General features: G+C 65.5%; 21 protein-coding genes. 14 read left to right on the plus strand and 7 right to left on the minus strand.

The annotated features are described in order from the left end of the window. Positions 1–74: 74 nt before the first annotated feature. The 6 genes from hutU to hutI are packed head-to-tail and all read left to right on the plus strand — an operon-like array spanning position 75 to position 7,350. Positions 75–1,784: a urocanate hydratase gene (hutU, locus tag FVD38_RS01470; RefSeq protein ID WP_147933211.1), complete on the plus strand. Its 1,710-nt coding sequence runs from the start codon at positions 75–77 to the stop codon at positions 1,782–1,784. A 15-nt stretch (positions 1,785–1,799) separates the two neighbouring features. Beyond that, positions 1,800–3,341, plus strand: a complete 1,542-nt coding sequence (gene hutH / locus FVD38_RS01475) for a histidine ammonia-lyase (protein ID WP_147933212.1) — start codon at positions 1,800–1,802, stop codon at positions 3,339–3,341. Between the two features lie 23 nt (positions 3,342–3,364). Next, positions 3,365–4,153 carry an N-formylglutamate deformylase gene (gene hutG, locus FVD38_RS01480; RefSeq protein ID WP_147933213.1) on the plus strand — a complete coding sequence of 263 codons (789 nt, stop codon included), beginning with the start codon at positions 3,365–3,367 and terminating at the stop codon, positions 4,151–4,153. Then, a complete protein-coding gene (locus tag FVD38_RS01485) occupies positions 4,150–5,532 on the plus strand; it encodes a formimidoylglutamate deiminase (protein ID WP_147933214.1) in 1,383 nt (460 codons plus the stop codon). Before hutG ends, FVD38_RS01485 begins: the two co-directional genes overlap by 4 nt. Further along, a complete protein-coding gene (locus tag FVD38_RS01490) occupies positions 5,529–6,134 on the plus strand; it encodes a HutD/Ves family protein (protein ID WP_147933215.1) in 606 nt (201 codons plus the stop codon). Before FVD38_RS01485 ends, FVD38_RS01490 begins: the two co-directional genes overlap by 4 nt. 43 nt (positions 6,135–6,177) lie before the next feature. Beyond that, positions 6,178–7,350: an imidazolonepropionase gene (gene hutI / locus FVD38_RS01495; RefSeq protein ID WP_370660621.1), complete on the plus strand. Its 1,173-nt coding sequence runs from the start codon at positions 6,178–6,180 to the stop codon at positions 7,348–7,350. A gap of 296 nt (positions 7,351–7,646) precedes the next feature. Here hutI and FVD38_RS01500 read toward each other — a convergent pair whose 3' ends face one another. The 4 genes from FVD38_RS01500 to FVD38_RS01515 form a co-directional block, all read right to left on the minus strand. Continuing rightward, positions 7,647–8,135 carry a GNAT family N-acetyltransferase gene (locus FVD38_RS01500; protein WP_147933217.1) on the minus strand — a complete coding sequence of 163 codons (489 nt, stop codon included), beginning with the start codon at positions 8,133–8,135 and terminating at the stop codon, positions 7,647–7,649. Continuing rightward, entirely contained in the window at positions 8,132–9,070 is a 939-nt protein-coding gene (locus tag FVD38_RS01505; RefSeq protein ID WP_147933218.1) for a DMT family transporter, read from the minus strand. The genes FVD38_RS01500 and FVD38_RS01505 overlap by 4 nt, the downstream gene beginning before the upstream one ends. A gap of 97 nt (positions 9,071–9,167) precedes the next feature. Next, the gene (locus FVD38_RS01510) at positions 9,168–9,614 is read right to left on the minus strand and encodes an Mpo1 family 2-hydroxy fatty acid dioxygenase (RefSeq protein WP_147933219.1); all 447 of its coding nucleotides are present in this window, start codon (positions 9,612–9,614) and stop codon (positions 9,168–9,170) included. Positions 9,615–9,675: 61 nt separating this feature from the next. Beyond that, entirely contained in the window at positions 9,676–10,635 is a 960-nt protein-coding gene (locus tag FVD38_RS01515) for a LysR family transcriptional regulator (protein ID WP_147933220.1), read from the minus strand. Positions 10,636–10,788: 153 nt separating this feature from the next. Between FVD38_RS01515 and FVD38_RS01520 the strand changes: the two genes are divergently transcribed. The 6 genes from FVD38_RS01520 to FVD38_RS01545 all read left to right on the plus strand — a co-directional run bounded on the left by FVD38_RS01520 (position 10,789) and on the right by FVD38_RS01545 (position 19,723). Further along, positions 10,789–11,016, plus strand: a complete 228-nt coding sequence (locus tag FVD38_RS01520) for a hypothetical protein (protein ID WP_109348049.1) — start codon at positions 10,789–10,791, stop codon at positions 11,014–11,016. Further along, positions 11,013–11,858, plus strand: a complete 846-nt coding sequence (locus tag FVD38_RS01525) for an alpha/beta hydrolase (RefSeq protein WP_147933221.1) — start codon at positions 11,013–11,015, stop codon at positions 11,856–11,858. The genes FVD38_RS01520 and FVD38_RS01525 overlap by 4 nt, the downstream gene beginning before the upstream one ends. 398 nt (positions 11,859–12,256) lie before the next feature. Further along, positions 12,257–13,483 carry an efflux RND transporter periplasmic adaptor subunit gene (locus FVD38_RS01530; protein WP_147933222.1) on the plus strand — a complete coding sequence of 409 codons (1,227 nt, stop codon included), beginning with the start codon at positions 12,257–12,259 and terminating at the stop codon, positions 13,481–13,483. 6 nt (positions 13,484–13,489) lie between these two features. Beyond that, complete coding sequence (locus FVD38_RS01535; RefSeq protein ID WP_123071901.1) at positions 13,490–16,669, plus strand: efflux RND transporter permease subunit; 3,180 nt, start codon at positions 13,490–13,492, stop codon at positions 16,667–16,669. A gap of 1 nt (position 16,670) precedes the next feature. After that, positions 16,671–18,170 (plus strand): efflux transporter outer membrane subunit, encoded by a 1,500-nt coding sequence (locus tag FVD38_RS01540; protein ID WP_147933223.1) that lies wholly within the window; start codon positions 16,671–16,673, stop codon positions 18,168–18,170. Between the two features lie 281 nt (positions 18,171–18,451). After that, positions 18,452–19,723 carry an alpha-amylase C-terminal beta-sheet domain-containing protein gene (locus FVD38_RS01545; protein ID WP_147933224.1) on the plus strand — a complete coding sequence of 424 codons (1,272 nt, stop codon included), beginning with the start codon at positions 18,452–18,454 and terminating at the stop codon, positions 19,721–19,723. 99 nt (positions 19,724–19,822) lie between these two features. Here the strand turns inward: FVD38_RS01545 and FVD38_RS01550 are convergent, their stop codons facing one another. After that, positions 19,823–20,017 (minus strand): hypothetical protein, encoded by a 195-nt coding sequence (locus FVD38_RS01550; protein WP_147933225.1) that lies wholly within the window; start codon positions 20,015–20,017, stop codon positions 19,823–19,825. A 91-nt stretch (positions 20,018–20,108) separates the two neighbouring features. Between FVD38_RS01550 and FVD38_RS01555 the strand changes: the two genes are divergently transcribed. Continuing rightward, entirely contained in the window at positions 20,109–20,618 is a 510-nt protein-coding gene (locus FVD38_RS01555) for a DNA-deoxyinosine glycosylase (RefSeq protein WP_147933226.1), read from the plus strand. Here the strand turns inward: FVD38_RS01555 and FVD38_RS01560 are convergent. Both FVD38_RS01560 and FVD38_RS01565 read right to left on the minus strand, forming a co-directional pair. Further along, on the minus strand, positions 20,615–21,790 hold the full coding sequence (locus tag FVD38_RS01560; protein ID WP_147933227.1) for a tetratricopeptide repeat protein: 1,176 nt from the start codon (positions 21,788–21,790) through the stop codon (positions 20,615–20,617). The two genes, FVD38_RS01555 and FVD38_RS01560, sit on opposite strands and share 4 nt — an antisense overlap. 68 nt (positions 21,791–21,858) lie before the next feature. Further along, entirely contained in the window at positions 21,859–22,716 is an 858-nt protein-coding gene (locus tag FVD38_RS01565) for an HDOD domain-containing protein (protein WP_123071896.1), read from the minus strand. A gap of 159 nt (positions 22,717–22,875) precedes the next feature. On the opposite strand from FVD38_RS01565, the gene FVD38_RS01570 reads away from it, so the two are divergent. Continuing rightward, the gene (locus FVD38_RS01570; protein ID WP_147933228.1) at positions 22,876–23,448 is read left to right on the plus strand and encodes a DNA-3-methyladenine glycosylase; all 573 of its coding nucleotides are present in this window, start codon (positions 22,876–22,878) and stop codon (positions 23,446–23,448) included. Position 23,449: the final 1 nt, after the last annotated feature.

A 23,449-nucleotide genomic window follows, 5' to 3' on the forward strand; every position in this document is an offset into this window, starting at 1 on the left:
ACAACCTAGACTTCAGAGCAGCTTTACGGCGCGCGCCGCTGGCGCGCGTCGTGTCACCGACCGAAGGAGCTGCCATGTCCCAAGATACCCGTCCCCTGGACGACCCGCGTTTCGACCCCTCGCGCATCATCCAGGCCCCGCGCGGCAGCCAGCTCAGTTGCAAGAGCTGGCTGACCGAAGCCGCCTACCGCATGATCCAGAACAACCTCGACGCCGAGGTCGCGGAAAACCCGCAGCGCCTGGTGGTCTATGGCGGCATCGGCCGCGCCGCCCGCAACTGGGAGTGCTATGACCAGATCCTGGCCTCGCTGCGCACACTCGAGGATGACCAGACCCTCCTGATCCAGTCCGGCAAGCCGGTCGGCGTGTTCCAGACCCACCCGGATGCGCCGCGCGTGCTGCTGGCGAACTCGAACCTGGTGCCGAAATGGGCCGACTGGGAACACTTCAACGAACTCGATCGCAAGGGCCTGTTCATGTACGGCCAGATGACGGCCGGCAGCTGGATCTATATCGGCACCCAGGGCATCGTGCAGGGCACGTATGAAACCTTCGCCGAGGCGGGGCGCCAGCACTTCGGCGGCGATATGGCAGGCCGCTGGGTGCTGACCGCAGGCCTGGGCGGCATGGGCGGCGCCCAGCCGCTGGCCGCGAACTTCGCCGGCGCCGTCTCGCTGACCGTCGAATGCCAGCAGAGCAGCATCGACTTCCGCCTGCGCACCCGCTACCTGGACAAGCAGGCGCGCGACATCGACGAAGCCCTGGCCATGATCCGCCAGCACAAGGATGCGCGCGACGCCATCTCGATCGGCCTGCTCGGCAATGCGGCCGAGGTGCTGCCGGAACTGGTGCGGCGTGCGAAAGAGGGCGGCCTGGTGCCGGACCTGGTCACCGACCAGACCTCGGCCCATGACCTGATCAACGGCTACCTGCCGATCGGCTGGAGCGTCGATCAGTGGAAGACGGCGCAGCAAGACCCGGCGCAACACCCACGCCTGAAGGCGGAAGCGGCGGCATCGTGCGCGATCCACGTGCGCGCCATCCTCGACTTCAAGGCGCTCGGCGCCCATGCCGTCGACTACGGCAACAATATCCGCCAGGTGGCCAAGGACGAGGGCGTGCAGGACGCCTTCGACTTTCCGGGCTTCGTGCCGGCCTATATCCGGCCGCAGTTCTGCGAGGGCCGCGGCCCGTTCCGCTGGGTGGCGCTGTCGGGCGACCCGGAAGACATCCATAAAACGGACGCCAAGATCAAGCAACTGTTCCCGCACGACGCGCGGGTGCACCGCTGGCTCGATATGGCAAACGAACGGATCGCCTTCCAGGGCCTGCCGGCGCGTATCTGCTGGCTGGGACTGGGCGAGCGCCACCTGGCTGGCCTGGCTTTCAACGAGATGGTGCGCACGGGCGAGCTGAAGGCGCCGATCGTGATCGGCCGCGACCACCTGGACACCGGCTCGGTGGCCAGCCCGAATCGCGAGACCGAGGCCATGCGCGACGGCACCGATGCGGTGTCCGACTGGCCGCTGCTGAACGCCTTGCTGAACACGGCCGGCGGCGCCACCTGGGTCTCGCTGCACCATGGCGGCGGCGTGGGCATGGGTTACTCGCAGCATTCCGGCGTGGTGATCGTGGCCGACGGCACCGACGCCGCGGCCAAGCGCCTGGCGCGGGTGCTGGTGAACGACAGCGCCTCGGGCGTGATGCGGCACGCCGACGCCGGCTATGACAGCGCCATCGACTGCGCCAAGCGCAATGGCCTGAACCTCCCAATGATCAAGTAACGTGAGCACAAGCTGATGAACGACACCAACAACTTCACCCTGCAACCAGGCCAGATGGCGCTGAGCGACCTGCGCGCCGTGTGGGCCGGGCGCCAGACTTTGAGCCTGGCGGCCGACGCCTGGGACGCCATCGCGGCATCGGCCGCCACGGTCGAGGCCATCGTGGCCAAGGGCGACCCGGCCTATGGCATCAATACCGGCTTCGGCATCCTGGCCAAGGCCCACATCCCGCACGACCAGCTGGCCACCTTGCAGCGCAACCTGATCCTGTCGCATTCGGTCGGCACCGGCGAACTGCTGTCGGACACCATCGTGCGCCTGATCCTCTTGACCAAGATCGGCAGCCTGGCGCGCGGTTATTCGGGCGTGCGCCCGGTGATCGTCGAGACCCTGATCGCCCTGTACAACGCCAACATCATGCCGGCCATTCCCTGCCAGGGTTCGGTCGGCGCCTCGGGCGACCTGGCGCCGCTGGCCCATATGACCCTGGCGATGCTGGGTGTGGGCCCGGTGCGCCACAACGGGGTGCTGGTGGAGGCCAGCGACGCGCTGCGCGCGGCCGGCATCGAACCGGTGACGCTGGCGGCGAAAGAGGGCCTGGCCCTGATCAATGGCACGCAAGTGTCGACCGCGCTGGCGCTGCATGGCCTGTTCATGGCCGAACGCCTGCTGGAAGCGGCGATGGTCACCGGCTCGCTGTCGGTCGATGCGGCGCGCGGCAGCGATGCGCCGTTCGATCCGCGCATCCACGCGGTGCGCGGCCAGCCGGGCCAGATCGCGGCGGCGAAGATCTACCGCGAACTGGTGGCCGGCAGCGCGATCCGCGCCTCGCACCTGGTGGGCGACGAGCGGGTGCAGGACCCGTACAGCCTGCGCTGCCAGCCGCAGGTGATGGGCGCCGTGATGGACCTGATCGCCAATGCCGGCCGCACCCTGCTGATCGAGGCGAATGCGGTGACCGACAATCCGCTCTTGTTCGAGGGCGGAGAAATCATCTCCGGCGGCAACTTCCACGCCGAGCCGGTGGCCTTTGCCGCCGACACGCTGGCGCTGGCGATCGCCGAGATCGGCGCGCTGGCCGAGCGCCGCATCGCGCTGCTGATCGACGCCAACCTGTCCGGCCTGCCGGCCTTCCTGGTGCGCGAACCGGGCCTGAATTCCGGCTTCATGATCGCCCACGTGACCGCTGCGGCGCTGGCCTCGGAGAACAAGTCGCTGGCCCATCCGGCCAGCGTCGACAGCCTGCCGACGTCGGCCAACCAGGAAGACCATGTGAGCATGGCGACCTTCGCTGCGCGCCGTCTCGACCAGATGGCGCACAATACGGCGGTCATCGTCGGGATCGAGCTGCTGGCGGCCAGCCAGGGGATCGAATTCCACCGCCCTCTGAAGAGCTCCGGGACGCTGGAATCGGTGCATGCCCAGCTGCGCCAGCACGTCGCCCCCTACGATGCCGACCGCTTCTTCGCGCCCGATATCGAGGCTGCGCGCAAGCTGGTGGTCGATGGCGCGCTGTCGGCGTCGTGCAAGGAGTTGTTCACCGTGCTGCACCCATAAACCTGTAACGGAGAGGAGTCGTGATGGAGTTCCGGTTCAAGGCAGGCAGGCTTCCCATGCTGGTATCGATGCCGCATGCGGGCACCGACATTCCCGACGAGGTGGTGGACACGCTGGCGCCCTGCGCCGCGGCGCGCGCCGACACCGACTGGCACTTGCCGGAACTGTACGGCTTCCTCGAAGAGATGGGCGTCTCGACCATTTCGGCGCGCTGGTCGCGCTACCTGATCGACCTGAACCGCCCACCGGAGAACACCAACCTGTATCCGGGCCTGGACACGACCGGCCTGTGCCCGCTCGACACCTTCGGGCGAGAGTGTCTGTACAAGGAGGGCATGGAGCCCGACCAGGCGGAGGTGCAGCGGCGCCTGGAGCGCTACTGGCGGCCGTATCACGAACAGCTGCGCGCCGAACTCGATCGCCTGAAGGCCGAGCATGGCCGCGTGGTGCTGTGGGAAGCGCATTCGATCGCTTCCATCGTGCCGCGCTTTTTCGAGGGCAAGCTGCCGGACCTGAACTTCGGCACCGCCGAAGGCAAGTCGTGCGACCCGGGACTCGAGGAGGCCATCCTCGGCGTGGCGCGTGCGCAGGATCGATACACGATCGCCCTGAACGGCCGCTTCAAGGGCGGCCACATCACGCGCCACTACGGCCAGCCGGCCAGCGGCGTGCACGCGATCCAGCTCGAGAAATGCCAGTGCCTGTACATGAACGAGGCGCCGCCGTTCGACTACCGTCCTGACGTCGCCGGTCAACTGCAACCGCTGCTGCGCGACATGGTCGGCGCGGCGGTGAACTGGGTGCGTTCATGACGACCGCCCTGTTCGCGCGCCATGCGCTGCTGCCGCAGGGCTGGCAACGCGACGTGCTGCTCGAATGGGATGCGCACGGCGACCTGACCCGGGTGTCGTCCGGCGCCACGGCTTCTCCCGGCACTCGGCAGGCGCAATATGTCTTGCCCGGCATGGTCAACCTGCATTCGCACGCCTTCCAGCGCGCGCTGGGCGGCCTGACCGAAGTCGCCGGCGACGGGCCGGACAGCTTCTGGACCTGGCGCGACCTGATGTACCGCTTCGCGTCCCGCATCACCCCAAGCCAGATCGAGGCCATCGCGGCCCAGCTGTTCGCCGAGTGCCTGCGCCACGGCTATACCTCGCTGTGCGAGTTCCACTACCTGCAGCGCGACGTCGATGGCGCAGCCTATGCGCGGCCGGCCGAGACGGCCGAGCGCGTGGCCGCGGCAGGGCAGGCGACCGGCATGGGACTGACCCTGCTGCCGGTGCTGTACAGCCACGCCGGCTTCGGCGAGAAACCGCTGGCGCCGGCGCAGGCACGCTTTCGCACGAACGTCGATGAGGTGCTCGGCATCGTCGAGGCGCTGGCGCCTCTGCGTAGCGGCCAGCTGGAGGTCGGCGCCGCGCCGCATTCGCTGCGCGCGGCCACCATCGACCAGATCCGGGCGCTGGCGGCCGGCCTGCCTTCGGTCCGTCCGCTGCACATCCACATCGCCGAGCAGCAGGGCGAGGTGCAGCAATGCCTGGCGCACGCGGGCCGGCGCCCGGTCGAGTACCTGATGGACCACGTCGCGCTCGACGCGCGCTGGTGCCTGGTGCACGCGACCCATTTGAACGAGACGGAAGTCGCGGCGCTGGCAACAAGCGGCGCCGTGGCCGGCCTGTGCCCGACCACCGAAGCCAACCTGGGAGACGGCCTGTTCCCGCTGGCGCCCTTCATCGAAGCGGGCGGACGTTTCGGCATCGGCAGCGACAGCCATGTGTCGCAAAGCCCGGTGGAAGAGCTGCGCTGGCTCGAGTATGGCCAGCGCCTGCTGCACCAGAAACGCAATGTGGCGCACACGCCCGCCCAGCGCGACGTGGCCGGCTTCCTGTGGCAGGCTGCGCTTGGCGGCGGCGCGGCCGCGGCGGGGCGGCGCGTCGGGCGGCTCGAAGTCGGCAGCCGCGCCGACCTGCTGGTGCTGGACGACGATCATCCTAACCTCGATGGCATCATTGAGGCCGAAGTGCTCGGACGTGTTGTATTCTGTGGCAACGACAACCTGGTGCGCGACGTGCTGTGCGGTGGCCGCTGGGTGGTCGAGAACGGGCGCCACATGGCGCAGGAGGCGATCGCCGGACGTTACCGGCAAGCGCTGAAGGAGTTGCGCGCAGTGTCCCAGGAGGTGGCGAAATGACTGTCTTGATTCCATTTGCAGGCTTGTCCCCGGTGCCGTGGAAGAACGGCGGCGGCAGCACGATCGAGATCGCGATCGGCCCGCCTGATGCTGGCTTCGACGATTTCGACTGGCGCGTCAGCCTGGCGACCATTTCCGAGGACGGCGCGTTCTCGCAGTTTCCCGGCGTGGACCGCACCCTGGCGCTGGTCGACGGCCATGGCCTGACCTTGCAGATCGACGGTGAGCCGACCCTGATCAGCGACGCCGAACCCGTGATCGCCTTCGATGGCGCCTCCGAGGTAAGCGCGCGGCTCAATCGCGGGCCGACCCTGGATTTCAATGTGATGTCGCGCAGCGAGCGCTGCTGGCACCAGTTCGGGCGGCGGCGCCTGAGCGGCGACTCCACCTTCGTCGCGCGCGCCGAGGTGACGGTGCTGTTCCTGGCCGAGGGCGACAGCCTGCAGCTGGCCAGCGACGATGAGCGCATCGGCCTGGTGCGCTACGACGCCGTGATCCTCGATCAGGGCACGGTGTGGTCGCTGGAGGCGGGGCAGGCCACGATCTTCATCGTCGACGTTCACTACTATTCGGAGGACGACGACGAGGCGTTTTATGACTGAATGCGTGACTGAACTGTTGTTCACCAACGTCCACCTGGCGACGATGGAAGACGGCTACGGCGAGATAATAGATGCCGCGCTGGCGGTGAAGGATGGCCGCATCGCCTGGATCGGCAAGCGCGCCGACGCCCCGCAGGCAAGCCGGGTACACGATTGCGGCGGCGCCTGGATGACGCCGGGCCTGGTCGATTGCCACACCCACGTGGTCCACGCCGGCAACCGCAGCAACGAGTGGGAAGCGCGCCTGAACGGCGCCACCTATGAAGACATCGCGCGCCAGGGCGGCGGCATCATGTCGACCGTGCGCGCCACGCGCGAGGCCAGTATCGACGACCTGGTCGCAGCCAGCCTGCCGCGCGTGCGCGCCCTGCTGGCCGAGGGCGTGACGACGCTCGAGATCAAGTCCGGCTACGGCCTCGAACGCGGCGCCGAAGAACGCATGCTGCGCGCGGCGCGCCTCATCGGTGAGCTGCTGCCGGTGCGGGTGGCGACTACCTTCCTCGGCGCGCACGCGCTGCCGCCGGAATTTGCCGGCCGCCAGGACGATTACGTGACCGAAGTGTGCGAACGCATGCTGCCGGCGCTGGCGGAGCAAGGCCTGGTCGACGCGGTCGACGCCTTCTGCGAACGGATCGGTTTTACCAGCGCCCAGACCGAGCGCGTGTTCGACGCCGCGCGCAAGCTCGACCTGCCACTCAAGCTGCACGCCGAGCAGTTGTCGGACCAGGGCGGGGCGGAGCTGGTGGCGCGTTACGAGGGCCTGTCGGCCGACCACCTGGAACACCTGAGCCCGCAGGGCATCGCCGCGATGGCGCGCGCCGGCACCGTGGCGGTGCTGCTGCCGGGGGCTTATTACTTCCTGCGCGAGACCGTGATGCCGCCGATCGAGGCGCTGCGCGAAGCGGGCGTGCCGATGGCGGTGGCCACCGACTGCAATCCCGGCACCTCGCCGATGACCTCGCTGCTGCTGGCGATGAATATGGCCTGCACCCTGTGGCGACTGACGCCGCAGGAAGCGCTGCTCGGCGCCACCGCCTATGGCGCGCTGGCCCTGGGCTTGCAGGCCGAGATCGGCACGCTAACGGTCGGCAAGCGCGCTGACCTGGCCTTGTGGAAGATCGCCCGTCCCGCCGACCTGGCATATGCGATCGGCTTTAATCCCTGCCAGGCCGTGGTCAATGGCGGCGTGCTGCGCGCGCCGCATCTTGCCGCTTAGTCCGGCAACACTTGTCCCCTTGTCGCAACACCCGCAGTCACAGTGGGTAAGTGCTTGATCGCCCTCAAGCCTGGGTTTCGCGCCTGGTTGATGATGGATTCAACACGCAACTACAAGAAGTAGTTACTGCAGCGGTTACAGCGGTAAGCAAATGTAAGCCTTAATGGATCATTAAGAATGGCCGACTATAGTCATTCATGTGATTCCCATCTCCCCTCCCCATTTGCCAAAATGGGTTTGCCCACGGTGCTAAGGCCCGTGGGTTTTTCTTTGTGCGTCGCTTTTATTGAATGCTTTTAGCTGTTCTTTGCGAGCGACAGCAGGCTATCGCCGGTGACGCGGCAGATACGCCAATCCGGCATGACATCCGCCCCCATGGCTTTATAAAACTGGATGGCCGGTTCGTTCCAGTCCAGCACCGACCACTCGAAACGTCCGCAGCCGCGTTCGACCGCCAGTTGCGCCAGGCGTTGCAGCATCTGCGTGCCATAGCCCTTGCCGCGGTGCGCCTGCTTCACATACAGGTCTTCCAGGTACAGGCCCTTCTTGGTGAGGAAGGTCGAGAAATTGTGGAAGAACAGGGCGAAGGTAAGGACTTCACCGTTTTCTTCGCCGACGATCGCTTCGCACGATGGATGCGCGCCGAACAGGCCTTCGTGCAGCAGGGCTTCGGTGGCGACCACCATGTGTTCGAGTTTTTCAAAGACGGCCAGCTCCACGATCATGGCGTGGATGTGGGCGACGTCTTGCGGCTGCGCGGGGCGGATGGAGAAATTAACAGTCATGGCGATTCGATGGCATTGTTCAGGTTAGCGGATTGCACGCTCTTGGCGGCAGGCGCGCGCACGGCCCAGGCGACGCTGGCCAGGCACAGCACCATGCCCAGGAATTCAAGCAAGCCGGGACGGTAGTCTTCGAGCTGGACCGACAGCAGCACCGACAGCACGGGCGTGACGACGCCGATATAGACGGCCTTGTTGGCGCCGAGGCGGCCGATCAGCGTGAAATAGGCGAAGAAGGCGATCACCGAGCCGAAGATCGACAGGTAGACCAGGCCCGCCCAGTAGGTGGCGCTGTCAGGCAGGATGAAGGCGTCGCCGTTGGCCAGCGACCAGACCGCCACCATCGACGCGCCCCACAGCATCGACCAGGCCATCGTCAGTGGCAGGTTGGAAGATTGTTCCTTGACCTTGTTGACCACGATGCTGCCGGCCGAGCTGGCCAGGGTGGCGGCCAGCGCGAGCACCACGCCGGCCAGGAAATGGCCGTCGCCGCCCGTCTTCAATTCTTGCCAGGCATCGCTGATCGAGTGCCAGAACAGCAGGCCTACGCCTACGGTGGCGACGGCGCCGCAGGCCCAGGTGCGTCCCTTGACCTCGGTGCCGAAGAAGATGCGGCTCCAGATCGGCGTCCAGAACACCATCAGCGCGAACATCACCGCCACCAGCCCGGACACGATGTGCTGCTCCGATTCATAGGTGCAGATATACGAGATGCCGAAGGTCAGGCCGCCCTGCAGCGCCATCCAGCGATGGGTGCGCCAGGGCAGCCGCAGGCTGTCGCGGCGCACCAGGCAGATGGCGAACAGGGCAGCGGCGGCCAGGAAGAAACGGTAAGCCACCGACACGGCCGGAGCGACGTGTCCCAGCTGTAAGGTGATGGCCCAGAAGGTCGAGCCCCAGATCAGTGAGGCGACGATGAAGAGGACGGGAGAAGACATCCGCGGGAGTATAGTCCTCCCGCTTTGTCCTGCCGGCATCTTTTAAGACGGTGGGGCGGCGTGCTGTATCAAAAGCGCAACATCGTCGTCCGGGCGGTCAATAGGCCAACCGCATCCGCCGATACAGGAAGCTCAGCACGAACAATGGCCCGATCAGCAAGAAGCGCAGGTCGTCGAAGAACGACGGCTTCTTGCCCTCGATATGGTGGCCGATGAATTGCCCGATCCAGGCCAGCACGAACACCCCGATCGAGGTCACCAGCACGGTGCCCTCCGGCAGCATGTTCAGCAGCCCCAGCATCACCGCGGCCATCGCCGCCATCCCCAGCGCGAACGGCCTGGACAGCCTGGCGTAATAGACCAGCGCGGCGGCCACGACAGCCAGGGCCACGACGGGGTGAACTGCCCACAGGATGCCCAGCAGGCTGAACACGATGGCGGGGATGCAGACGAAGTGGATCAGTTCGTTGACGGGATTGCGGTGGCTCTCGGCATAGCGGGCCAGCAAGACGTCGATATCGCGCGGCGTAGAGGAAAATTCCATGACGGCGGTCTCCGGTTGTTATGCCGACGATTCTACGCCCGCTTCAGTTGCCTTGTCCCGTCTACCGCGCCCCTGATGGCAGGGCCGGCACGGGCGCCGCGGTGTCGGCCGGCTGCAGGCGCAGGTTCGGATGGTTCGCGAACAGTTCCGAGATCCATTCGACGAACACCCGTACCTTGGCCGACAGGTGGCGGTTGTGCGGATAGACGACGTACACCGGCAGCGGGTCGCAGCGCCATTCGGGCAGCAGGCGCACCATCTTGCCGGTGGCCAGGTATTCGTTGAGCAGGTAGTCCGTCATATTGATCACACCCAGGCCGGACAATCCCGCCTGGACATAGGCACTCGAATCGTTCAGGGCGATGACGCCGGGCAGGGTCATCTCGATGCGCTCGCCATCGTGGTTGTAATCCCAATTGAGGATCTTGCCATTCCTGGCCGAGAAATAGTTCACGCAGCGGTGGCGCTCCAGGTCGCGCGGGTGCATCGGCATGCCATAGCGTTCCACATAGGCGGGCGACGCGGCGGTCACGAAATTGATCACACCGACCCGGCGCGCGATCAGGTTGGTGTCCAATAACTCCCCGCCACGGACGGCGCAATCGACGCCTTCCTCGATCAGGTCGACCGGACGGTCGGTCGTGCCGAGCTCGAGCGTGATGTCCGGATAGCGCTCGAAGAAGTCGGGCAGGGAGGGAATGAGGATCTCCGACGTCAACCCGGTCGGCGTATCCACCCGCAGGCGCCCGCTGGGGCTGAAGCGGTGGCGCGACAGCGATTCCTCGGCGTCGCGCACGTCCGACAGGATGCGCACGCAACGCTCATAATAGGCGGCGCCGTCCGAGGTCACCGAGACATGGCGCGTGGTGCGGTGCAAGAGCTTGGACGCGAGCGAGGATTCCAGCGACTGGATCAGCGTCGATACCGTCGCCTTGGGCAATTGCAGGGTCTCGGCAGCGCGCGTAAAGCTGCCGGCGTCGACCACCTGCACGAAGACTTCCATGGCCTGGAGTTTGTTCATATCCTGTTCTCCGGATCAAAAGGCAGAGAAAAATGTGGCGATTGTTCAGCAATCCGAACAATCAATTCGGTATTGCCATCTTTATCTGATTGTAGATGAAGACTATTATGTGTGCATCGCAACAATGTATTGACCAGGAAGACGGAGCAGGCCATGAGCCATCGGAACATTCAGAACGGAATCTTTACCACGGTAGCAGTCGCCTTGAGCGGCGTCGCACTGGCGGCACTGCTCTGCACCGATGCCTACTCGCGCGCCGCCGGCGCCGAGGCACGTGGTTTCCATGCGCTGTCCCTCGAAATGCAGATGAGCTGCGTGGGCGATTGCGCCGGCGTCGACGAGCGCATCGTCGAGCTCCAGAAACAGGGCGGCGCCCGATGAGCGCCGTGCTGGAAGCCGTCGATCGCACCCTGAAGGTGCGCGAGCTCGAGGTCGGTGGCGCCACCGGCCCCCTGGCCGCACGGTTGTATGCCGCCGGCCCGGCCGCCAAGCGCGACATGCTGGTGGTGTACTTCCACGGCGGCGGCTTCGACAGCGGCGACCTGGATGAGTGCGACGACTTCCTGCGCAGTCTGGCCGAATGCGACCACCTGCCGCTGGTGCTGGCCACCACCTATACGCTGGCGACCGTGAGCCCGTTCCCGGCCGCGGTCGAGGATGCCCACGCCGTGCTGCAGTGGGCCAAGAAGAACAAGACCAAGCTGGGCTGGAACGGCAAGCAGATGGTCACGGCCGGCATCGAAGCCGGCGCCAACCTGGCGGCGGTGTGCGCGCTGATGTCGCGCGACCGCGGCGGCCCGGCCCTGGCTGGCCAGATCCTGGTCATGCCGATGCTCGATCCGGCTCTCTCCACCGGTTCGATGCGCCAAATGACCTATTGTGCCGATCGCGAAAAAGCGGCTACCGTATGTGCGGCCGCCTACCGCGGCTATCTGCCGCACGCGGCCGACCGCTCGCATCCGTATGCGGCGCCGCTGCACTCGAGCCGTCTCAAGAACCTGGCCCCGGCCCTGATCTTGTCGGCCGAAGACGACCCATTGCGCGACGAGGCCGAACAATACGGCGCAAAACTGATCAATGCCGGCATCTGCACCACCGTGCGCCGCATGGCCGCACCAGACCTGCAGGATCCGAACGGGCGCAACGAGTGCGCCTGCAAGGTGCAGGCAATGCTTGAAATCTCCAGCTTCCTCGCGCGGCTGGAGGGGCGCGGGGGCGCCTGACGGTTCAGCACCAGTTCACCTGACGCCTGGCCGAGCCGGGCACACAATCGTATCGCAAGACACCGTGCCAGGCGCATTGGTGGGGGAATCGCTGTAACTGCGTCTTTCGCAGTTTATGCGGGTAAGTAAGAGTCAATCTACAAAGGAGGGTCGCCATGATTCACAACGAGCAGGCACGGGGCCGGCGGTTGCAAGCAGCGCGCGACTGTCCACGGGCCTGAGCCCGGCGCTGCCGGCATGAACTGACCGGCCGCGCTTCATCCAGATACTGAACTTTTTTCCGCGCTGCGGCGCGGAAGGGGCTTCTTTTCGCCAGCGTTTCGCTCGACTCGACAAGTCGACGACGCCGGACGGGGTTTTATTGTCTTTTCAATCGTGTTTAATAAGAAGGGTTAATCATGAATAACCAACCAGAACTGGGCAAAACAAAGGGTCTGTTGCAGGGCAAGCTGCGCGTGATCGTCGCTGCGCTGGCGCTTGCCGGCGTGGTCGGCGCCGGTGTGACCGGCTGCGCCGACGCCAATAGCAACGATGCACCGGCCGCACCTCCGGCGCCGCCGGTATCCGCCGCCGTGGTCCTGCAAAAACCCGTCCTCGAGACCCAGGAATTCTCGGGCCGCCTGGAAGCGATCGACGTGGTCGAGATCCGTTCGCGCGTCTCGGGCTACATCACCGCCGTCAATTTCAAGCCGGGCGCCGAAGTCAAGAAGGGCGACGTGCTGTTCGTGATCGACCCGCGTCCTTACCAGGCCGAGTCCGACCGCACCCAGGCCGCCGCCGCCGCCGCCCGCGCTCGCGCCGACCTGGCACGCCTGGAGCTGCAGCGCGCCGAGCGCCTGCTGGCCGATAAAGCCATCGCCCAGCGCGAATTCGACGAACGCGACGCCGGCCAGAAGGAACTCGACGCCACTGCCCGCGCCGCCGCCGCCGAACACGAAGCCGCGCGCCTGAACCTGGCTTATACCCGCGTCACCGCCCCGATCGACGGCCGCGTCTCGAAAGCCGAGATCACCCTCGGCAACCTGGTCGACGCCAGCGCGGTACTGACCTCGGTGGTGTCGCTGGACCGCATCTACGCCAGCTTCGACGGCGACGAAAACACCTATCTGCGCGTGAGCCGCCGCACCCACGCCGGCCAGCCGGTCGACGTCAAGGTCGGCCTGGCCGGCGAGGACGGCTTCCCGCACAGCGGCAAGCTCGAATTCGTCGACAACCAGCTCGATAGCCGCAGTGGCAGCGTGCGCATGCGCGCCACCCTGGCCAACGCCGACCGCCAGCTGGCGCCAGGCCTGTTCGCCCGCGTCCAGATCGCCGGCGGCGCGCCGAGCCAGCAGATCCTGATCCAGGACCGCGCCATCAACACCGACCAGGACCGCAAATTCGTCTACGTGGTCGACAAAGAGGGCAAGGCCGAATACCGCGCCGTCAAGCTCGGACCGCTGGACGATGGCTTGCGCGTGGTGCGCGAAGGCCTGAAACCGGGCGAGAAGATCGTCGTCAACGGCCTGCAGCGCGTGCGTCCCGGCGCGCCGATCGCCGCCCAAACCGTGCCGATGGTGGCCCCCGCGGCCGCAGCCCCGGCGGCCAAGGACGCCAAAGTGGCGCTGGCCGACGTCAAGGAGTAATCGAACATGAACTTTTCCAGATTCTTTGTCGACAAGCCGATCTTCGCGGCGGTGCTGTCGGTGATCATCTTCGTCGGCGGCCTGATTTCGATCTTCCAGCTGCCGATCTCGGAGTACCCGGAAGTGGTGCCTCCATCGGTGGTGGTGCGCGCCCAGTATCCGGGCGCGAACCCGAAGGTGATCGCCGAAACGGTGGCCACGCCGCTTGAAGAACAGATCAACGGCGTCGAGGACATGCTGTACATGTCCTCGCAAAACACCTCGGATGGCGCGCTGATGCTGACCGTCACCTTCAAGATCGGCACCAACGTCGAGCAGGCCGAGACCGCGGTGCAGAACCGGGTCCAGCGCGCCTTGCCGCGCCTGCCGGAAGAGGTGCGCCAGATCGGTGTGACCACGGTGAAATCGTCGCCCAACATCACCATGGTGGTGCACCTGAATTCGCCCAATGGCCAATACGATGACCTGTACCTGCGCAACTACGCGGTGCTGAACGTCAAGGACCAGCTGGCCCGCATCAATGGCATGGGCGAGGTGCAGCTGTTCGGTTCCGGCGAATACGCGATGCGGGTCTGGCTCGATCCGCAGAAGGTGGCGGCGCGCAACCTGACCGCGGGCGACGTCGTCGAGGCGATCCGCGAACAGAACGTGCAGGTCGCGGCCGGCGTGATCGGCCAGGGTCCGGCCAAGGACGCCGACTTCCAGCTGACCGTCAACACGGTGGGCCGCCTGCAGAGCGTCGAGGAATTCGGCGACATCGTCTTGAAGACCAATGCAGACGGCGGCACCACCCTGCTCAAGGACGTGGCGCGCCTGGAACTCGGTTCCAGCTCGTATGCACTGCGCTCGCTGCTGAACAACAAGTCGGCGGTGGCGATCCCGATCTTCGCCGCCCCTGGCGCCAACGACCTGCAATTATCAAGCGACGTGCGCGCCACGATGGACGAGCTGGCGAAGGACTTCCCGCAGGGCGTCGAGTATTCGATCGTGTATGACCCGACCCAGTTCGTGCGCGAATCGATCGATTCGGTGGTCAAGACCCTGCTCGAAGCCGTGGTGCTGGTGGCGCTGGTCGTCATCATCTTCCTGCAAACCTGGCGCGCCTCGATCATCCCGCTGCTGGCGGTGCCGGTCTCGGTGGTCGGTACCTTCGCCGTGATGCTGGCCTTCGGCTTCTCGATCAACACCCTGTCGCTGTTCGGCCTGGTGCTGGCCATCGGCATCGTGGTCGACGATGCGATCGTGGTGGTGGAAAACGTCGAACGGAATATCGCCAATGGCTTGACGCCGCACGATGCGACCATCCAGGCGATGAAGGAAGTCTCCGGTCCAATCATCGCCATCGCGCTGGTGCTGTGCGCCGTGTTCGTGCCGATCGCCTTCGTGGCGGGCCTGACCGGCCAGTTCTACCGCCAGTTCGCCCTGACCATCGCGATTTCGACCGTGATCTCGGCCTTCGTGTCGCTGACCCTGGCGCCGGCCCTGTCGGCCTCGATCCTGCAGCCGCATCATGCGCCGAAGGACCGCCTGACGCGCATGATCGACGCCGTGTTCGGCCGTTTCTTTGGCGTGTTCAACCGCTTCTTCGCCCGTTCGTCCGAGAAGTACGAAGACGGCGTGAAGGGCGTCCTGCGCCGCAAGACCGCCGCCATCGGCGTCTACCTGGCGCTGGCCGTGGCCGCCGTGTTCATGTTCAAGGCGGTGCCGCCGGGCTTCGTGCCGCAGCAGGATAAAGCCTACCTGATCGGCTTCGCCCAGCTGCCGGACGCCGCTTCGCTCGACCGTACCGAAGCCGTGATCCGCCAGATGTCGTCCATCGCCAAGGAAATCCCTGGCGTGGAATCGTCGATCGCCTTCCCGGGCCTGTCGATCAACGGCTTCACCAATGCGCCGAACGCCGGCATCGTGTTCACCAGCCTGAAGCCGTTCAAGGATCGCAAGGGCAAGGACATGAGCGCGGACGCCATCGCGGCCGAGATCAACAAGCGCATGGGCGCCGTCGAAGACGCCTTCGTGCTGGTGCTGTCGCCACCGCCGGTGAACGGCCTGGGCACCACCGGCGGCTTCAAGATGATGATCGAAGACCGCGGCAACGTCGGCTACGACGAGTTGAACAACGCGGTGCAGGCCGTGCAGGCACGCGCCTGGCAGACCCCTGAGCTGGCCGGCGTGTTCTCGGGCTTCCAGATCAACGTGCCGCAGCTGTTCGCCGACATCGACCGCGTGAAAGCCAAGCAGCTGGGCGTGCCGCTGTCCGCGATCAACCAGACCTTGCAGGTGAATCTGGGTTCGGTGTACGTGAACGACTTCAACCAGTTCGGCCGTACCTACCAGGTGCGCGTGCAGGCTGACGCCGAGTTCCGTTCGCACCGCGAGCAGATCGAACAGCTGAAGGTGCGCAGCAATACCGGCGAGATGATTCCGCTGTCGTCGGTGATGCGCGTGAAGGACACCTATGGTCCGGACCGCGTGACGCGCTACAACGGCTATGTGTCGGCTGAGCTCAATGGCGGCGCCGCTCCGGGCGTGTCGTCGGGCCAGGCGCAAGCCATCATGGAACAGATCGCGAAAGAGACGCTGCCGAAGGGCGTGTCGTATGAATGGACCGAGCTGACCTACCAGGACATCCTGTCCGGTAACACCATGATCTATGTGTTCCCGCTGTGCGTGCTGCTGGTGTTCCTGGTGCTGGCCGCCCAGTACGAAAGCTGGACCCTGCCGCTGTCGGTGATCCTGATCGTGCCGATGTCGATCCTGTGCGCGCTGGCCGGCGTCAAGCTGTCGGGTGGCGACAACAACGTCTTCACCCAGATCGCCCTGTTCGTGCTGGTGGGGCTGGCCTCGAAGAACGCGATCCTGATCGTGGAATTCGCCCGAGAACTCGAAGACCATGGCCGCAGCGTGATCGACGCCGCCCTGGAAGCTTCCCGCCTGCGTCTGCGTCCGATCCTGATGACGTCGATCGCCTTCATCGCCGGCGTGGTGCCGCTGGTGTTCTCGAGCGGCGCCGGCGCCGAGATGCGCCACGCGATCGGTATCGCCGTGTTCTGGGGCATGCTGGGCGTGACCTTCTTCGGCCTGTTCCTGACGCCGCTGTTCTACGTGCTGCTGCGCATGCTGGCCAAGCGCTTTGAAAAACCTGCGAAGGCGCCCGCCGTGGCGCATAGCACGGAAGGAGTACATTGAGATGAATAATCCATTCATTCGACGCGGCGTCGCGCCGCTGCTGGCGGCACTGCTGCTCACCGCCTGCGCCACGCCGGACTTCGTCCAGCCGCACGTCGCCACCCCGACCGCCTTCCGCGAGTCGCAGGCGCCGGCCGCGGCCGACGTGGAAGTGGCAGGCGTCGACGGCGCGCGCTGGAAGCCGGCGCAGCCGGCCGAAGCCCAGCCGCGCGGCCAGTGGTGGCTGGCCTTCAACGACCCGGCGCTCACCGCGCTGATCGAGGAAGCCGCCGCCAACAACGCCAACCTGTCGGTCGCGGCCAGCCGCGTCAAGCAGGCGCGGGCCATCGCCGGCATCGCCGAAGCCGACCGCATCCCGCAAGTGGGCATCGGCATCGGCGCCCAGCGTGCACGCCTGTCGCCGCTGGAATCGAACCTGCCGCAGGGCACGGATACCGAAGCGCGCAACAGCTATACCGCGCGCCTCTCGGCCAGCTACGAGGTCGACCTGTTCGGCCGCGTGGCGGCCGGCGTGTCGGCGGCGCGCGGCGACGCGGCGACCTCCGAGGCGAACTTCCGCTCGGTGCTGCTGGCGCTGCAGGCCGACGTGGCCCAGACCTATTTCAGGCTGCGCGCGCTGGACGCCGAACTCGTGACGGTGGACCAGACCGTGCGCCTGCGTGAAGAGAGCGTGGGCGTGACCCAGCGCCGCTTCGACCTGGGCGACATCGGCGAATTCGACCTGTCGCGCGCCCGCACCGAGCTGGCGACTGCCCGCGCCGAAGCGATTGGCGTGCAGCGCCAGCGCGCCACCACCGAGCACGCGCTTGCCGTCTTGCTGGGCAAGCCGGCGGCCGACTACGTGGCCGGCCCGAGCCCGCTGCTCGATGCGAGCCTGATGCCGGCGATTCCCGCCGGCCTGCCGTCGTCGCTGCTGGAGCGCCGTCCCGACATCGTCGCCGCCCAGCGTGCGATGGAAGCGTCCAACGCCCGCATCGGCGTGGCGCGCGGCGCCATGTTCCCGGCGCTGACCATCAGCGCCGATGGCGGCGGCGTGGGTGGCGTGTTCTCCGAAGTGTTCAAGTGGAGCAGCCGCTCGTGGGTAGTCGGCGCGCTGGCATCGATGCCGCTGATCGACGGTGGCCGCAACCGCAACAACGTGCTGCGCAGCGAAGCAGCGCTCGAGGAATCGGTCGGCACCTATCGCCAGAGCGTGCTGGTGGCGTTCGCCGAAGTCGAGGACAACCTGGCCGGCCTGCGCATCCTGGCCGGCCAGTCGGCCCAGATCGACGCCGCCGTGGTCTCGGCGCGCCGCTCGGCCGACCTGGCGCAGAAGCTGTACGACGCGGGCCGCTCGAGCTACCTGGAACTGCTCGATGCGCAGCGTAACCTGGCGGCGGTGGAACGCAGCGCGGTGCAGCTGCGCGGCGACCGTGCGCTGACGACTGTGGCGCTGATCCGGTCGCTGGGTGGCGGCTGGGATGCGGCGCAGGCGGGCAGTACGAACCTGGCACAGCGTTGATCTAAATACCCCTGGCGTTTGTTTTGCCCTTTGCGGCGGTGCGTGTGAGCGTACCGCCGCTTTTTTGTTTGAGGTAGGAAAACTACATATTTCACCCAGATTCAGTTGACACACTTATCGTGCGCGCAGAGACTCTTCGTGTCGAACTCATCGGCGGCAAGGATTCTTGGAGAAAGAAGGTAGTTTATCTACCTCGCTGGTTGCTTCCGATGGGTGTGACGAGACGCTGATTTTTGAAGGAAAACCATCCCAACTGCAAAAAAATCGGAGGAGACATAATAATGAAGAAGAGCATCATCGTCATGCTGGCGGCAAGCGCCCTGGCTGTTTGCGTCGGCGCCAGCGCCGCCACCCCGCCGGCCCAGTCCGGTAACAGCCAGGCCGTTCTGCTGCAAGGCTTCCACTGGAACTCGTCGGGCTATCAAAGTCCGAACTGGTACAACACTCTGCTGGGCAATGTGGGCGATCTGAAAACGATGGGATTCACCCACGTCTGGTTCCCGCCGGCGTCGGATTCCGCCGCGTCCCAGGGCTATCTGCCGCGCCAGCTCAATGTGCTGAGTTCCAGTTACGGCAGCTCGGCCGAGCTGACCAACGTCGTGCGCGCCTTCACCAACAACGGCATCAGGGCGGTGGCCGACATCGTGGTCAACCACCGCGTCGGCACCACCAACTGGTCGGACTTCACCAATCCCAACTGGACCCTGCACACGATCGTCAACAACGACGAGTGCAACTGCGGCCTGGGCAATCCCGACACCGCCCTCGGCTTCGACGGCGGCCGCGACCTCGACCACCGCAACGTAGGCGAAGTCCAGAAGGGCATCGTCACCTGGCTGAACCACACCCTGAAACCGGTGGGCTTTACCGGCATGCGGATCGACTACGTGCGCGGCTTCAGCCCGAGCTATGCCGGCCAGTACGCCAACGCCTTCGGCGCCGAATTCTGCGTCGGCGAGCTATGGAACGATATGAACCTGAACAATATCGACGCCCACCGCCAGGAAATCATGAACTGGATTAACGGCACGGGCAACAGCTGCGGCGCCTTCGATTTCACCACCAAAGGCTTGCTCAACGATGCGCTCGCGAACGGCAACTACTGGCGGCTGCGGGATTCGTCCGGCAAGCCGCAGGGCGCGCTCGGCTGGTGGCCGGCGATGTCGGTAACCTTCGTCGATAACCACGATACCGGCCCTTCCGAAAGCTGCGGCAATGGCCAGAACCACTGGTCGGTGCCGTGCGGTGCGGTGATGGAGGGGTATGCGTATGTGCTGAGCCATCCGGGCATTCCGACCGTGTATTACCCGCACATCTATAACTGGAACCTGAAGACGCCGATTTCGGCGCTGATGGCGGCGCGGCGTAGCGCGGGCGTGCATTCGACGTCGCCGGTGGCGATCCAACAGGCGACCCAGGGGCTGTATGCGGCGATTATAAATGGCAACACGCGTCAGCTGGCGATGAAGATCGGGCCGAATAGCTGGAGTCCGGCGGGGAGTGGGTGGGTGTTGCAGACGTCGGGGAATAATTACGCGGTCTGGATCAAGTAAGATCCGTCTCTGAACCGGCTGCCACGCGGTGGCCGGCTTCCTTTCTAAGCAAAAAATCAGCGATACGTGCAAATCCGGCCAGCGATACACCCGGATGGATTATTCTTTCCATGGTTTCTTGCCAGGCCTGCGAACCTGACTGTCCTCGATACGCTGGCGCAGATAGGCCCGGATGTCTTCAGGCGTATGCCCATTTCCATTTTGCAGCATCTCCGCCTTTGCTTGACGCGCCTGTGCAACGAAAGCCGCGCGCTGCTCGAGTTCTTCGGGAAGTTTGAATGACGTTGTTGACATGATATGAATCACCTTATTTCGATGTTCCTAAGGTAGCGCGTTGGCGGCCGGGTTTCAAGCTGTCAGGTCTGCCTATCGCTACAATGCCTCCATGCAGAACGCAACCGTCCCCACTCTCACCGGCCTGGCGCCGGTTCTCGATGCCGGCGTGCGCATCCTTGTCCTGGGCAGCTTCCCTGGCGCCGCTTCACTGGCCGCTGGCCAGTATTACGCCCATCCGCGCAACCAGTTCTGGCGCCTGATCTCCAGCGTCGTGGACGAGGACCTGGCGGCGCTGCCTTACGCCGAACGCCTGCCGCGCCTGCTGGCGCATGGCATCGGCCTGTGGGACGTGCTGGGCGAGTGCGAGCGGGTCGGCAGTCTGGATTCGGCGATCCGCAAGCCGGCTGCCAATGACTTCGACCGACTGCGCGAGCTGTGCCCCTTGCTCGAGACGGTCGGCTTCAACGGTCAGGCCTCGGGCAAGTTCGCGCCGCAATTCGCAGCAGCTGCTTATCGTACGGTCGTGTTGCCATCGAGTTCGCCGGCGCATATGGCGATGTCGTTCGAACAGAAGCTGGATGTGTGGTCGCGACTCCGAAGCGACCAGCAGCGCGGCTAGCGAAGCCGCGTCCCCGTCGTCGCCACCTTGCGCAAATGCGCCAGCTTGGCCGAATACACCTCCCGCATATCCCCCCGCGTGCTGTGATCCACCGCCAGCGCAATATGCTCACGCGCGTCGCCCAGATGCCCGAGCCTCAAGTGTGCGATCCCCAGCCAGAACCTGAACTCGTCGTTATACGGCGCCCGTTTCACCTCGCGTGCGAAGTCGACGACGGCCTGGTCGAAGTCGCCCGCCTTGAGCGCCACCATGCCCTTATCAAAATAATGATACGGCGGCGTCGGTTCGATCGACGCGATCCTTTTGGCCAGCGCCTGCGCTTCCAGCGGCCGGCCCAGCGTCAGCAGCAGCGGCTCCAGGTTGCGCAGCACCGACAGGTTCTCGGGCTCGCGCGCCAGCGCGGCCTGGAAGGTGCGCTCGGCCAGCGCCAGTTCGCCGTGGCGGTGGTAGATCACGGCCAGCGTATTGAGCGTGGTCGCCGTTCCGGGACGCGCCGCCACCGCCGCGCGTGCCCACCAGTAGGCGTCATCGATGCGGTCCTGTATCAGCGCTTCGGCGGCGCGGTTGTTCAGGTAGAGGGCGACGACGTCTTCTTCTTCGAGCTCGCGGGTGCGCAGGCTCGCGGCTTCGTCGCGGGGGATGAAATCGACCACCAGCACCCGTTCGGGGTCGTAGCCGCGCAGGACGTCGGATGCATGCTGTCCAAGGCCGATGTTGATGTGGGCGCTCGACAGGTAGATGCCGGCGGTGCGGCTCCAGCTGTCCGCTACCTCCACGCTCTGGAAGCGCACCGGCATCCCGAGTTCCTTCGCGAAGGCGGCCGTCATGACGACCAGCGACAGGCAGTTGCCCATGCGAGCCTCATACGTTTCACTGGCGGTGCGCGTGATGCGCGATTCGTATTCGAGTTTCAGGTCGGTCTTGCTGTACAGCGCGTCGAGCAGGCCCTGGCGCATGCCCTTGCTGCGCAGGCGCTGGGTGAAGGTGGCGCTGTGCAGGTAGTCGCGCATCGCGGGACTGAGCGTGAACAGGTCTTGTGCGCCGACCGCTTCGGACGGTGGCGCGAAGTGCTCATCGGCGAACAGCGCGGGTGGCGGGGAGGTGGGGGCGGTGCTGGCGCAGCCGCCCAGCAGCAAGGACAGCGACAGCAGTCCGGTCACGAGGCGCTTCATGTCTCCTCCCTGTACGCGCGGGTATTTACATCCCAGTATCCGCTTGCGTCAGGCAGAAGTAAAGTGCGTCAATCCTCGTGGAAGGCTTCCAGCAATTCGTCCAGGATCTCGGCGGTTTCTTCGTCCGACAAACCGAGATAGGCGCAGGCCGCGGCGCCGCCCTTGTTCCACTCGTTCGACTCGGCGTGGCCCTGGTAGCGGCAGATCGCATTCTCGGCCAGCAGCGACAGCGCGACCAGCGAACGCACCGGCGATGCCGTCGACGCGTCGTCGATCACCGCGTAGTCATGGTGGTGCAGGATGGCCCATGACACGTGGTCGGACAGTCCCCAGTTACGCGCCAGCAGGCAGCCGACGGCGGCGTGGCTGGTGTCGTGGCGTTCGACTTCGAGCGCGGTGAACGGGCGGACCGCTTCGAGCGAGGCCGCGCCATAGGTGACGTTGTAATCCTTGAAACGCTCCATCAGCAGCGGCACGCCGGTATCGCAGAACAGGCCGAAGGTGTGGGCCACGTCCGCTTCGCCCATGCGCAGGCGGCGCGACAGGAACACCATCGCGTGCGCGCGGCGGGTGGAGATGTCCCAGAAGCTGGCCAGGGCTGCGCTGTTGGCGGGAATCGCCTGGCGTGCCAGCAGGCCGGTCATCAGGGCCGCCACCTGGTTGATGCCGAGGAACAGGATGGCCTGCTCGATCGACTTGGCCTTGCGCCGGCCGCCATAGATGGCCGAGTTGGCAAGTTTCAGGAGGGCGCCCGACATGCCGACGTCGCTCGCCACGATCTTGCCGATGGCGTCCAGCGACGGATCTTCCGCCGCCAGTTCGCGCTGCAGGTCGGCGAGCAGGCTGGGCCGAGGCGGGATGCGGATCGATTTGATCAGGGCATCGACCTGGTCGATCTGCGGAATGGGCTCGACGACGGTGTTCATGGAGGTAGAGGCGCGAATGGACTTCGCGGAAATGCGGAGGACCCTGCCACTATACCCGAGTCATTTCTTTATTGCAGCAAGGCAATGCCATTATCACTCTGTTCTTGTATCAATTTCACCAAAACGGCGGGTCGCGCTGTCCCACGCTAGAATCGCCGCATGGCTATTTCTACAATTGCAGGGATCGATTTTTTGGCACCGGCAGAGACGGTTGCGCAGCAGTTGATTGGGGTCACGGTGCTGATTGACGGCGTCGGCGGCCGCATCGTCGAGACCGAAGCCTATGACCATGAAGACCCGGCCTCGCACGCGTTTTCCGGGCCGACCGATCGCAATGCGTCGATGTTCGGGCCGCCCGCGCATGCTTATGTCTACAGGTCGTACGGCATCCACTGGTGCCTGAATTTCGTGTGCCAGGAGGTGGGGCATGGCGCCGGTGTCCTGATCCGGGCGCTGGAGCCGGTGGCGGGACTGGATGTCATGCGCGCGCGGCGCGATGCGGTGGATGAGCGCCTGCTGTGTTCCGGGCCGGGCAAGCTGTGCCAGGCGCTGGGCGTGACCCGTGCGCACAATGGCATGGCGTTGTCGGGACGACCATTCGAACTGCTGCCGGCCGCGCCGGGATTGACGCTCGTGGCCGGGCCGCGTATCGGGATTTCGAAGGCGGTCGATGTGCCGTGGCGGTTTGGGCTGGCGGGGTCGAAGTTTGTGAGTCGGCGGTTCAAACCTTAGG

Origin of the sequence: Massilia arenae (assembly GCF_008014745.1) — a bacterium.
Taxonomy (GTDB): domain Bacteria; phylum Pseudomonadota; class Gammaproteobacteria; order Burkholderiales; family Burkholderiaceae_D; genus Telluria; species Telluria arenae.